This is a genomic window from Paraburkholderia sp. GAS33, assembly GCF_050436645.1.
GTDB lineage: Bacteria > Pseudomonadota > Gammaproteobacteria > Burkholderiales > Burkholderiaceae > Paraburkholderia > Paraburkholderia phenazinium_B.
In genome coordinates this window covers 493,198-504,578 of sequence record NZ_JBNDMP010000004.1, presented here as the reverse complement: position 1 = coordinate 504,578, position 11,381 = coordinate 493,198, and the positions used below count along the sequence as shown (strand labels likewise).

The window sequence follows — 11,381 nt, the reverse complement described above, 5'->3', positions numbered from 1 at the left end:
TTCCGCCAGAGTTACGGGGCGAAAAACGCCAAAACGTTAAATGGCATTGTCAAACGTAGCGCGTTATCCGCGTCACCCGCGGCTGCCCCGCGAGATCTCTTCGCCCGCATGAGGCGGCAGACGCAGCGTCACCGGAATGGAAGCAAACGAGCAGAGTCCGACTACGAGAAATGCGGGCCAGAAATCCGTCCACGCAATATGCGAATGACCGTGCATCGCACGCGTGATCTGCAGGACGATCCCGCCGATCGTCACGCCGAGGCCGAGCGACATCTGCTGCACGACGCTGCCGAGGCTCGTCGCGCGGCCGACATCGCGGCTTGCGATTTCCGCGTAGGTCAGCGAGTTCAGGCTGGTGAACTGCAGCGCCGGAAAGAAACCGCCGAGCAGCACCACAAACCAGATGAGCCAGGTAGGTGTCCCCGGAAAGAACGCGCCGCAAATGGCGATCGCGATGCCGGAAAACGCAGCATTGACGACCAGCACTTGACGAAACCCGTAGCGCCGCAAGACCGTCGATGCCATGGTGCGCATGAACATGCCGCCGAAGGCCGAGGCACAGGTAATCAGGCCGGATTCGAATGCGCTCCTGCCGAGTCCCTCTTGCAACAGCAATGGCAACAGGAACGGCAAAGCGCCGAGCCCGATCCGGAATAGCGAACCGCCCGCGACGCTCGCCTGGAAGGTCGGGATGCGGAAGAACCGCAGATCGAGCAGCGGCAATTTAACCTTCAGCGCATAGGGTACGTAAATGGCAAGCAAAAATGCGCCGCACACGCACATGCCAACCGCATTGCTATTCGACGTCATTTCTCCGCCCAGCAGCGAAAGCCCCAGCAGAAACAGAGCCGCGCCGCCTGCCGAGAGCACGAAGCCGATCCAGTCGAGCGGCCCCGGATGCGGTTCACGCGTGTTGACGATATGACGGTTGGTCAGATAGATGCCGAGTATGCCGACCGGCACGTTGATGAAGAAAATCAGCCGCCAATGCAGATACGTGGTGATAAAGCCACCCAGCAGCGGTCCAGCCGCGGGCCCAAGCATGGCGGGCACGCTCAGATAGTTCATCGCGCGAATGAACTCGGATTTGGGCACCACGCGGAAGATGATGATGCGCCCGACCGGCACCATCATCGCGCCGCCTACGCCCTGGATAAAGCGGGCCACCGTGAAGGTGCCGAGCGAACTGGAGGCCGCGCAGAGCAGCGAGCCGCCCACGAAAATGCCGATGGCGGTGCGAAACACGGTGCGAGCGCCGAAGCGGTCGGCGAGCCAGCCGCACACGGGGATGAACACGCCGAGGCCGAGCACGTAACTCGTCACGGCGATCTTGAGGGTGACCGGATCGCGGCCGAAGTCGCGTGCCATCGAGGGTAGGGCGGTCACGATCACATTTGCATCGACGCTTTCCATGAACATCGCGCACGCGACGATGAGCGGGGCAAGAAGCGCTTTCTGGACAAGTGTCATGAGTGCGACGGTCTGCAGAGGGACTACGAAGTCGCGATTATGGCATTGGAACGCGCACAATTGCTCTGAAGTGTTCCCTACATGAACGCGCAATGCGGTTTTCGAACGCTTGTGCGGTGCAGGACGAGGGGGCGTGTGCGGACTAGGCGGAGGGCGCGGAAGATGCTCAACCGGAGTGCGGCACAAACCGTGCTGGCAGACTGATGTTGCCCACGCGGCTCGCCTTGGCGGGCCAAACCGGATCCGCGCATGCTGACGATTCTGCTGACCGCCTTTGTAACGCTCGTCGTGGTGCTGGTGATCGCCAACCTGTCGAGCGGCGAGAAAAAGATCGAGCACAACATCGAGCGGCTCTACGCCAGCGACGATCCGCAATTTTTGCGCTCGATGGGCCTGCTGCTCGGGCCGCCCGTCGTCGGAGGCAACCGCTTCGAGGTGCTAGTGAACGGCGATGCGATTTTTCCATCGATGCTCGCCGCAATCCGCACGGCGCAGAAATCCATTACGTTCGAGACGTTTATTTACTGGTCCGGCGAGATCGGCGAGCAGTTTGCGCAGGCGCTCGCCGAGAAAGCGCGCGAGGGCCTGGCGGTGCATGTGCTGCTGGACTGGATGGGCTCGTCGAAGATGGACCGGCGCTATCTGCAGATACTGAATGACAGCGGCGCCGAAGTGTTCCGCTATCACAAGCCACACTGGACCGGACTCGGTCGCATGAACGACCGGACCCACCGCAAGCTGCTGGTGATTGACGGGCACACCGGTTTCACCGGTGGCGTCGGCATTGCGCCCGAATGGACCGGCCATGCGCAGGATCCGCAGCACTGGCGCGATACGCACTTTCGCGTCGCCGGCCCGGTAGTCGGGCACATGCAGGCGGTCTTCATGGACAACTGGGTCAAGGCGAGCGGCAATGTGCTGCACGGGCCCGACTATTTTCCGGAGATCGCACCCTGCGGCGACGGTGTCGCGCATATGTTCAGCAGCTCGCCATCGGGCGGCAGCGACGACATGCAGTTGATGTATCTGATGGCGATCACGGCGGCGACCCACTCGATCCATCTGGCGAGCGCGTACTTCGTGCCGGACAAGCTGACCATCAACGCGCTCGTCGAAGCCGCGCGGCGCGGCGTCAGGGTGCAGGTGCTCACGCCGGGTCAGCGGATCGACACGCATACCGTGCGCGAGGCGTCGCGCGCGTGCTGGGGCGATCTGTTGAAGGCGGGTGTCGAGATGTACGAGTACCAGCCCACCATGTTTCACTGCAAGCTGCTGGTGGTGGACGAATATCTCGTATCGGTAGGCTCGACCAACTTCGATAGCCGCTCGTTCAAGCTGAACGACGAAGCGAACCTGAACATCTATGACCGCGATTTCGCGCAGCGTCAGGCAGCGATTTTTGCCGACGACCTGGCGAAGTCGGAGCGGGTGACGCTGGATGACTGGTTGCGCCGCCCGCTCAAGGAGAAGCTCGTCGAGCGGCTCGCGGCGCTGCTCGACGGCCAGCTCTGATCAAACCCTGACCGGCGGAATACTCGAGTGCTGGATGTACTGCGGCTCCTCGCGCCACTGCGTCGCCTGTTCGAACGCATAACCGAGCGCCAGCAGTCGCGCTTCGCTCCATGCCGGACCGACGAACGACAAACCGACCGGCAGGCCACGCACGAGCCCGGCCGGCACTGTCAGATGCGGATAGCCGGCTACTGCGGCCGGCGTGGAGAAACCGTCGCCGCTGCTGTCGCCGTTGATGAAATCGGTCAGCCACGCGGTGCCGCCGGTCGGGGCGACAATCGCATCCAGCTTGTGTTCGCGGATCGCGCGGTCGATGCCTTCGTCACGCGAGCCCTTGCGGCAGGCGGCCAGCGCTTTTATGTAGACCTCACTGTCGAGGTCGCCCAGCGCCTCAGCCTGGATCAGCAGCTCCTGGCCGAAGTACGGCATCTCGGTCTCGTGGTTCGCATTGTTGAAGGCGATCACATCGGCTAGCGTACGAATCTGCGCGTGCGGGGCGAAGCTCGCGAGCCACAACGGTAGATCGTGCTTGAATTCGTGCAGCAGCACGGACTGTTCTTCGGTGTCGTAGTTCACCTTCGGCAGGTTGATCGGGTCGATCACCTCGGCTCCCAGCATGGCTAGCCGCGCAATCGCATAGTCGATCCTTTCGTCGACTTCGTCGTGGCCGCTGAAGAACTCGCGGGCCACGCCGATGCGCGCGCCACGCAGCGCGTTTTTGTCGAGTGCGCCGAGATAGTCGGCAGGCGCGGGCGCGCCGAGCGTTGCAGGATCGCGCGGGTCGGGTCCGGCCAGCGCTGTCAGCAGCAACGCGGCATCGCTCACAGTGCGGGCGATCGGGCCAGGTGTGTCCTGTGTGTGTGAGATCGGGATGATGCCGTCGCGGCTGATACGTCCTACCGTGGGCTTGAGCCCGACCACACCCATGATCGACGACGGCGAGACGATCGAGCCGTCGGTCTCGGTGCCGATCGCCATGCGTGTGAGGTTCGCCGCAACGGCCGCCGCCGAGCCGGAACTGGAGCCGCTCGTGGAGCGGTCCAGGGCATACGGGTTGCGCGAGAGTCCACCGCGCCCGCTCCAGCCGCTGGTCGAGCGTCCTGAGCGGATGTTGGCCCATTCGCTCAGGTTGGTCTTGCCGAGGATCACACCGCCGGCCGCGCGCAAGCGCTCGACCAGATGCGCGTCGCGGGTGGCGTGCACGCCGTCGAGCGCCAGCGAACCCGCGGTCGTCGACATGCGGTCGCCCGTCGCGATGTTGTCCTTGATCACGACCGGCATGCCATGCAACGGGCCACGCAGCGTGCCGGCCGCGCGCTCGGCATCGAGCGCAGCGGCCATTTGCAGTGCGTCCGGATTGAGTTCGATGATGCTGCGCAATTCCGGGCCGCGCCGGTCGAGCCGGGCAATCCGGTCCAGATAGTGGCGGGCGGTCTGTGCGGCGCTGGACGGATCGGGGGCGTTTTCACCGTGCCCGTGTGCGAGGGCCGGGGGCAGGGCGGATGCATTCCTTGTGGTGATAGCGGAGGCCAGCAGACCGATTGAAGCGAAGAAACTGCGTCGTCTCATAGTGAGGTTCTTGTTGAAATGTGAACGCGGAAGCCGCCACGCCTTGCTGTGCTTCCGTGCCGTTGCCATAGCCCCTGCGCCGTCGAGGCGATTCGCAATCGCGCGAGATTACCTTAACAAAATTAGATGGCGGCGAAAGTCCTCGCTGCGGATGAGGCGAAACAGTTGCTGGGAGCAAATATTGCTTTGCGTGCAGGGCCGGGGCACGATACTGCGTGTCCATACAGACCATGGAGGCACTCGATGTCGATTACGCTAACTTGCCGTACTGTGCTGTGTTCCGTACTGGTTGTTGCCGCAACTACCGGGATCTCCGGGCCGGCGTGGAGCGCAGACCCGGCTGCGCCTGGCGCTGCTCCGACTGCTGTCAATGGCGTGCCCGGAGCACCTGGTGTCGAGACCGCGGCCCCTGTGCCCGCCGGTGACGATACCTTCCTGCTGACTATTTTTCTGCGGCACGACGAATCCAGGCCGTTGCCGAAAATCAACGACGAACTGCGTGCACAGGGTTTCTATAAGGCTTTTCCGCCGCCGGGGATCGAGGTGGTGTCGTGGTATGTGATGATGGGCATTGGCCAGGTCGTGACGTTGCGTGTACCGGCAAACCGTCTACGCGAAGTCAACCGGGCGATCGAGGAGACCGCATGGGGCGGCTACCGCACGGAGTTTTATCCGACCTATGATTACAAGGCAGTCGCGCAACATATGCGCGAGACGAATGGGAAGTAGTGGGTAGTTGAGGGAGTACGAGCTATGCAAACGCATCCGATGCGCTTGTCTCCGGGAGATGACCTGCGCGGCGCGCTTGAAGACGCGCTGCGCGGGTTCGGTGTGCAAGCGGCCTTTGTGCTGCAGGGCATCGGCAGTCTGAGCGTCGCGCAGTTGCGCTTCGCTGGCGTGGATCAGCCCACCGAGTTGCGAGGCGACATGGAGATTCTCACGCTGGCCGGATCGATCTCACCCGATGGTGCGCATCTGCACATGTCCGTTTCCGACGCGCATGGACAGGTGTTGGGCGGACATGTGACGCGCGGCTGCATCGTTCGAACTACGGCGGAAATATTGCTGGCGCTGCTGCCCGAGCATCGTTTTTCACGCGAGCACGATGCGGGTTCGGGCTTTGCGGAACTGGTTATCCGGCCGCAGTCGTAGTTGCGTGAGCCGTAAGTCGCGAGCCGGAGTCGTGACGCGGTGCATTGCATCTAACGCGCCGCCTGCATAAATGCGCGTACCTTGGCCTCATCAACCGGATTCCACCACACGCCCCCCACCTTCAACGAACTCGCGACAATCACCGCGTCCACGATAGAAAGAATCTCCGCGACATTGCCTTCAGTGCAGCCGCTCCCCACCAGCAGCGGCAGTTTCGTCGCCGCCCGGATTTGCCGCAGATAATCAGCGCTCGCGGCGTCTCCCGTGCGCTGCCCGGTGGCGATGATGGCATCCGCATCGAAGAATTCGACGTCGCGCACCAGTTCCTCCAGCGCGCGGTCCGCGACAATGGCGTGCGCACCGTGTTTGACATGCGCATCGGCGAACACGCTAATGCCGTCCGCGCGCAGGCGCGCCCGGTAACGCAAGGCGCTGGCGGCCGCGCCCTCGATAAAGCCTTCGTTCGCAATGTACGCATTGGCCCACTGATTGACGCGCACGAACGCCGCCTGGCTCGCGGCGGCAATAGCCAGCGCAGGAATCGCCGCATTCGCCAGAACGTTGATGCCGATGGGCAGGCCGGTTTCGCGCGCGATGCGATCGGCCGTCACCGCCATGAATGCCGAGGTTTCGTGCCCGATGTCTTCGGGCTTGGAGAACGGCACATCACCGTGATTCTCGATGATCAGACCATCGACGCCACCGTTGCGATACGCAAGCGCATCGGCAAGCGCTCCGTCGTATAGCGCCTGACTCGATGCCCCTTGATATCGCGGCGAGCCAGGGAAGGCCGGACAGTGGATCACGCCAATTACCACGCCACGGGCGCGTCCGAAGATCCGCTTGATGCAGTCGGTCTGCCCGCGTCCGACGCCAGAAGAAGTGTCCATATCGATTCAACTTACCTGAGTGGGAGAGGCCAAGGGTGGGACGGAAAGAAGCAGATCGCGCATCGTTGCGCGGTCGGGAAAGCTGGCTTGCGCACCGCGCCGTGTGACGACGACGGCGGCAACGGCCTGAGCCCAGCGCAACGCCAATGGCATCGCCAGGCCGTGGCCGAACGCAGCGAGTAGCGTGCCGCAAAAAGCATCGCCAGCGCCTACGGTATCGATCGCGGTCGTTGGCATGGCGGGCAGATGCTGCGTGCCGCGCTCGTTGCACCACAACACGCCTTGCGCGCCGAGCGTGACACAAACCTCGCGGGCACCTGCATGCAGCAGCGCCGCGGCAGCGCGCACCGGATCTTCGTGGGCGCTGAGCGTTGTCGCCTCGACGCGGTTGACTACCAGCACGTCGACATCGCCAAGCATCGGCACGCAATCGAAACACACCGGTCCGGGATTGAGCAGCGTGCGGCGCGCACCGAGCCGAGCGGCGCTCAGCATCTGCGCCGTGAAGTCCGCGCTCAGGTTGCCCTGCAAGGCGATCCAGTCGCCGGCGCGGGTCGCATCGACGATGCTGCTTGCCTCGGGACCGTAACGGGCGGCGGCTTCGTTACGCGTGACGATGGTGTTCTCGCCGCGCCCATCCACGGTGATGATGGACAGATCGGTCGGGTAGGGCGCACGCATCATGTGGCGGGTGTCGATACCTTCTGCACTCAACTGTGCAACGATGCGATCCCCTTCGGCATCCTGACCGACCGCTGCGAACAACTGTGTCGGTGTGCCTGCGCGTGCCGCGACCACGGCCTGATTGGCGCCCTTGCCACCCAGATCGTAGAGCGTTTCGACGGCGAGCGAAGTCTCGCCCGCCACCGGCAGGCGTTCGACGCGCAGGCTCAGATCGAGCGCCGCATTGCCGACTACGCAGACACGCGGCGCCGGGTTGAGTGCGTCGAACGTCGTGTGAGCCAACGGGATATCTGCGCGCATGACAGCGAGAGCCTAGTGCGCCGCTGTCGACGTAAGCCAGTCGAGGCAGTTCAGCCACAGCCGCGCATTGCCATCCCACGCGGAGAACTCCGGCGGTAGCCAGTGATGCGACATGTCGCTCGTCCATGCCAGCGAACGGCCCTGACCAAAGGTACCCGCAACCAGCAGTGGATGGCCAGTCTCCGGCACGGTGGCAATGACAGTCGCCCCAGGCTTGACCTGCACTTCGTTGTAACCGAGCAGATGCGGCCACGCAGTGCCGAGGCCTTCAACTAGCGGATGCGAAGCCACCACCTGCGGCGTAAATCCTTCGGGCACCTCGACCCGGTCGTCATAGGGCAGGCAAGTAACCGGCAGCACATCCTCAACGGGCGTCCCACGAAACCGCGCACTGCCGTTGATGCCCTGAAAGCTCAGATAACCGCCGATCATCATCAGCCCGCGGCCGGCCGCCACATACTCGCGCAGCAGTTTGAGGCGATTCGGCGTGCGCTGGCTCTTCGCCCACGTGTCCGGATGCAGCAGCAGCGTATTGGCGCCGATGTCGGACAGGATGATCGCGTCATACGCTAGCAGGCCTTCGAGCGTGGTCGGAAATTCTTCTTGTGCTTCATGGCTCGGCATATGCGTGATCGCATAGCGGCTGTCTTTCAATGCGTCGAGAAACAGCGTCGCGCCGTTGTGATACGTCACCGTCGGAAACTGATCGAATCCCTTGATGTGTGTCGACGTGCTGGTCCAGCTCTCTCCGGCCAGCAATACGGATCGGGTCATGCGAATCTCCTGTTGGGCGCGCGGGCGGCCGTGTCGGCGGCGGCATGCGCTGCGTAAAACCGGTTTACTGTTGAGCGGGCAGACACGCGTCGAAAGCGGTCTGCCTGTGCATCTGTCTATCTGCCTGCCTCGCGTTGCCGTGAAAAGACCTTGACCGGGTTGGCGATCATCAGCGTTTCGATTTGCGGGGCCGTCACACCGTGGCGTCGTAGCCGCGGCACGAAATGCCTGAGGATGTAGCCATAACCATGGCCGCCATAGCGCGTCAGCATGGTCTTGAGAAACACGTCCTGCGACATCAGCAAACGGTCGATGAAGCCCGCGTCGATCAGCGCCCTGATTGCCCGCGCATTCTCTTCGTCCGACGGCGACTGCGCGTCTTCCTCGGGATAGTAGTAGTCCATACCGATCATGTCGTATTCGAGCCACGCGCCGCGACGCGCGAGCGCGTGCTGGTATTCCGTATCCATGTGGCTCGGATTCATGTGGCACAGCACCGTGTGATTCAGGTCTGCGCCTTCCTGTTCGACGATATCGAGCACACGGTGGCCGTGCCGCACCCAACCGGGCAGGTGGATCGACAACGGCACGTGGGTCGCCGCGCTGGCGCGCGCGGCTGCCCGCAACGATTTCTCTTCGTGCGCGGTGAAAGCCGCGGACACGCCGATTTCGCCAATCAGGCCGGCCACCACTTCGGGCTTCTCGTCTGCACCGCCGACTTCGAAAATCAGTTGCGCGGCCAGATCGTCGATGGAGCGCTCGCTGACGTAGCGCGGATGCGTCGGCTCCAGGTAGAAACCGGTGGACATGACGATGTTCAGGCCCGTACGCCGCGCGATTTTCTGCAAGGCAGCCGGATCGCGGCCGATGCCGAGGTTGGTCGGATCCACCACCGTATTGCCGCCGAGTTCGCGAAAGCGCATCAGTTCATCGATCGCGGCTTCGACGTCGAACAACTGGCAGTTGTCGCGGTTCATCAGCGGGTTCATCCGCAACGCGCCGAGAATGCCGATATGCACCTTCTGCTCGCCGATCTCGCGCTCGCCGCAGCAGGTCGGCGGTACCCACTTGCCCGACGCATCCAGCAGAATGTGCTCGTGCATCAGCGTCACGCCCATCTGTGCGACTGGCAGCGGTCCGAGCACGGTCATTACGTGGCCGCTATCTACGCCGACCGGCAGCGGATCAACCGGGCGAAAGATCGACGTCATGACTCAACCCTTGCGGCCGCGTTGCGGCGTGAAAATGCGCGTGTTCATCCAGATAGCGAGCAGCATGATGGCGCCTTGGATGATCTGCGTGTAGAACGGCGACACGTGGATCAGGATCAGGCCGTTGCCCAATACGGCGATGGTCAGTGCACCGAGCAGGGTGCCGAGAATCGTGCCGCGTCCACCGAACAGGTTCGTACTGCCGAGCACGACGGCGGCGATGACCGCGAGTTCGAAACCGACGCCCTGATTTGATGAGCCGCTGCCCAGGCGCGCGGTGGTGATGAGACCAGCCAGCCCGGCGGCCGCGCCGCTCAGAATGTAGACCTTCAAAGTAACGACGCGTACGTTGACACCTGCACGCCGCACCCCTTCGGCGTTCGTGCCTATACCGACCACGTATCGCCCGAAACGCATGTGACGCAGTGCGAACCATCCGGCGAGCAGAATCACGATCGAGATTGCCGCAGGCATCGGCACGCCGAGCAGATGTCCACGCCCGAGTTGCACGAACCAGCCGTCGTTTTCGATCGGTACCGAATAGCCCTGCGTGATCAGCAGCGCGAGACCACGCACCACTGAGAGCGTCCCGAGCGTCACGATAAACGCCGGCATACCGGCCCATGCGATGAAATAGCCGTTGATAGCACCAATAAACGCACCGAGCAGGATGCCGCCAATCAGCACCACGCTGTCCGGTGCGCCCGCATGCAGCGCGATAGCGGCCAGCGCGCCGACCAGCGCGAGGGTCGAGCCGATCGACAGATCGATGCCGCCGGTGGTAATCACGAGCGTCATCGCGGTTGCCACGATCAGCAGCGGGGCGCTCTGGCGCAACACGTTCAGCAGATTGCCCGTGGTGAGAAAGGTATCGGTCGCGAAACTGAAGGCTACCGCGCAGCACAGGAAGAACACCGCGATGCTGGCAACCCCGGCATTACCGCCAAGCCGGTTTCTGAACGAGCGCCGCGACGCCTTCTGTTCCTGCTGATCCTTCTCCTTATGCATGGCGATTTCCATCATTCGTTCTCCGCAAGAGCCCGCGCCGAGCGTGCCTTGAATTTGCGTCCGACGATCAGGTCGACGATCTCTTCCAGATTGGTGTCGGCAATCTTGCGCTCCGCGATGTTCTGGCCTTCGTACATCACGCTGATCCGGTCGCAAACCAGAAACATGTCCTGCAGACGATGGCTGATGAGAATCACACTCACACCACGTTTGCTGATGGTCTGCACCAGTTCGAGCACGGCTTCGACTTCCGCTACGGCCAGTGCCGCGGTCGGTTCGTCCATGATCAGCACCTTCGGATCGAACGACGCCGCGCGTGAAATCGCAATGGCCTGCCGTTGACCACCCGAGAGATTCTCGACATCGAGGCGCGTGTCCGGAATGCGGATGCCCAGGCCGTTGAGCATCTCGCGCGCATTGTGGTGCATCTTGGCGTGATCGAGCATCGGCACGCCGAGCAGACGCCGCATCGGTTCGCGGCCCAGAAACAGGTTGCCGGCGACATCCACGGTGTCGCACAGCGACAGGTCCTGATAGACCATTTCGATGCGATGCGCGCGGGCGTCGCCGGGATCCGCAAAACGGACCGGCTTGCCGTCGATCTCGATCGTGCCGCTATCGGGAATCACCGCGCCGGACAGCACCTTGGAGACCGTCGACTTGCCCGCGCCGTTATCGCCGACGAGACCCAGCACCTCGCCGGGCGCCACTTCCAGATTCACACCGCGCAGCGACTGCACCGCGCCGTAGCTTTTGGTGATGTTCTCCATGCGTACGCGTGGAGGGATGGCGTCGCTGTTCATGTGCGTGT

General features: G+C 63.1%; 11 protein-coding genes. 3 read left to right on the top strand and 8 right to left on the bottom strand.

Going from position 1 to position 11,381, the window contains the following annotated elements:
* Positions 1-72 precede the first annotated feature (72 nt).
* On the bottom strand, positions 73-1,470 hold the full coding sequence (locus P3T24_RS15780; RefSeq protein ID WP_429287509.1) for an MFS transporter: 1,398 nt from the start codon (positions 1,468-1,470) through the stop codon (positions 73-75).
* A 249-nt stretch (positions 1,471-1,719) separates the two neighbouring features.
* Between P3T24_RS15780 and cls the strand changes: the two genes are divergently transcribed.
* Entirely contained in the window at positions 1,720-2,982 is a 1,263-nt protein-coding gene (gene cls, locus P3T24_RS15775; protein WP_429435883.1) for a cardiolipin synthase, read from the top strand.
* Here cls and P3T24_RS15770 read toward each other — a convergent pair whose 3' ends face one another.
* Positions 2,983-4,551 carry an amidase gene (locus P3T24_RS15770; protein WP_074266126.1) on the bottom strand — a complete coding sequence of 523 codons (1,569 nt, stop codon included), beginning with the start codon at positions 4,549-4,551 and terminating at the stop codon, positions 2,983-2,985.
* 243 nt (positions 4,552-4,794) lie between these two features.
* Between P3T24_RS15770 and P3T24_RS15765 the strand changes: the two genes are divergently transcribed.
* Together P3T24_RS15765 and P3T24_RS15760 are read left to right on the top strand one after the other, a co-directional pair.
* Positions 4,795-5,280 carry a hypothetical protein gene (locus P3T24_RS15765; RefSeq protein WP_429435881.1) on the top strand — a complete coding sequence of 162 codons (486 nt, stop codon included), beginning with the start codon at positions 4,795-4,797 and terminating at the stop codon, positions 5,278-5,280.
* 24 nt (positions 5,281-5,304) lie between these two features.
* Entirely contained in the window at positions 5,305-5,703 is a 399-nt protein-coding gene (locus P3T24_RS15760) for a PPC domain-containing DNA-binding protein (protein WP_429435879.1), read from the top strand.
* A gap of 50 nt (positions 5,704-5,753) precedes the next feature.
* Here the strand turns inward: P3T24_RS15760 and P3T24_RS15755 are convergent, their stop codons facing one another.
* The 6 genes from P3T24_RS15755 to P3T24_RS15730 all read right to left on the bottom strand — a co-directional run bounded on the left by P3T24_RS15755 (position 5,754) and on the right by P3T24_RS15730 (position 11,373).
* Positions 5,754-6,593 carry a BtpA/SgcQ family protein gene (locus P3T24_RS15755; protein ID WP_429435876.1) on the bottom strand — a complete coding sequence of 280 codons (840 nt, stop codon included), beginning with the start codon at positions 6,591-6,593 and terminating at the stop codon, positions 5,754-5,756.
* 6 nt (positions 6,594-6,599) lie between these two features.
* Entirely contained in the window at positions 6,600-7,577 is a 978-nt protein-coding gene (locus tag P3T24_RS15750; protein ID WP_429435874.1) for a ribokinase, read from the bottom strand.
* 12 nt (positions 7,578-7,589) lie between these two features.
* Entirely contained in the window at positions 7,590-8,351 is a 762-nt protein-coding gene (locus tag P3T24_RS15745) for a glutamine amidotransferase (RefSeq protein ID WP_074265141.1), read from the bottom strand.
* Between the two features lie 116 nt (positions 8,352-8,467).
* A complete protein-coding gene (locus P3T24_RS15740; protein WP_429435872.1) occupies positions 8,468-9,562 on the bottom strand; it encodes a phosphotriesterase family protein in 1,095 nt (364 codons plus the stop codon).
* Between the two features lie 3 nt (positions 9,563-9,565).
* Positions 9,566-10,585: an ABC transporter permease gene (locus P3T24_RS15735; RefSeq protein WP_429435869.1), complete on the bottom strand. Its 1,020-nt coding sequence runs from the start codon at positions 10,583-10,585 to the stop codon at positions 9,566-9,568.
* Positions 10,582-11,373, bottom strand: a complete 792-nt coding sequence (locus P3T24_RS15730) for an ATP-binding cassette domain-containing protein (RefSeq protein WP_429435866.1) — start codon at positions 11,371-11,373, stop codon at positions 10,582-10,584. The genes P3T24_RS15735 and P3T24_RS15730 overlap by 4 nt, the downstream gene beginning before the upstream one ends.
* Between the last annotated feature and the right edge of the window lie 8 nt (positions 11,374-11,381).

Excerpts from the sequence above, each read along its gene's own strand:
- P3T24_RS15780 (WP_429287509.1), bottom strand. The coding sequence starts at position 1,470 with ATGACACTTGTCCAGAAAGCGCTTCTTGCCCCGCTCATCGTCGCGTGC.
- cls (WP_429435883.1), top strand. The coding sequence starts at position 1,720 with ATGCTGACGATTCTGCTGACCGCCTTTGTAACGCTCGTCGTGGTGCTG.
- P3T24_RS15770 (WP_074266126.1), bottom strand. The coding sequence starts at position 4,551 with ATGAGACGACGCAGTTTCTTCGCTTCAATCGGTCTGCTGGCCTCCGCT.
- P3T24_RS15765 (WP_429435881.1), top strand. The coding sequence starts at position 4,795 with ATGTCGATTACGCTAACTTGCCGTACTGTGCTGTGTTCCGTACTGGTT.
- P3T24_RS15760 (WP_429435879.1), top strand. The coding sequence starts at position 5,305 with ATGCAAACGCATCCGATGCGCTTGTCTCCGGGAGATGACCTGCGCGGC.
- P3T24_RS15755 (WP_429435876.1), bottom strand. The coding sequence starts at position 6,593 with ATGGACACTTCTTCTGGCGTCGGACGCGGGCAGACCGACTGCATCAAG.
- P3T24_RS15750 (WP_429435874.1), bottom strand. The coding sequence starts at position 7,577 with ATGCGCGCAGATATCCCGTTGGCTCACACGACGTTCGACGCACTCAAC.
- P3T24_RS15745 (WP_074265141.1), bottom strand. The coding sequence starts at position 8,351 with ATGACCCGATCCGTATTGCTGGCCGGAGAGAGCTGGACCAGCACGTCG.
- P3T24_RS15740 (WP_429435872.1), bottom strand. The coding sequence starts at position 9,562 with ATGACGTCGATCTTTCGCCCGGTTGATCCGCTGCCGGTCGGCGTAGAT.
- P3T24_RS15735 (WP_429435869.1), bottom strand. The coding sequence starts at position 10,585 with ATGATGGAAATCGCCATGCATAAGGAGAAGGATCAGCAGGAACAGAAG.
- P3T24_RS15730 (WP_429435866.1), bottom strand. The coding sequence starts at position 11,373 with ATGAACAGCGACGCCATCCCTCCACGCGTACGCATGGAGAACATCACC.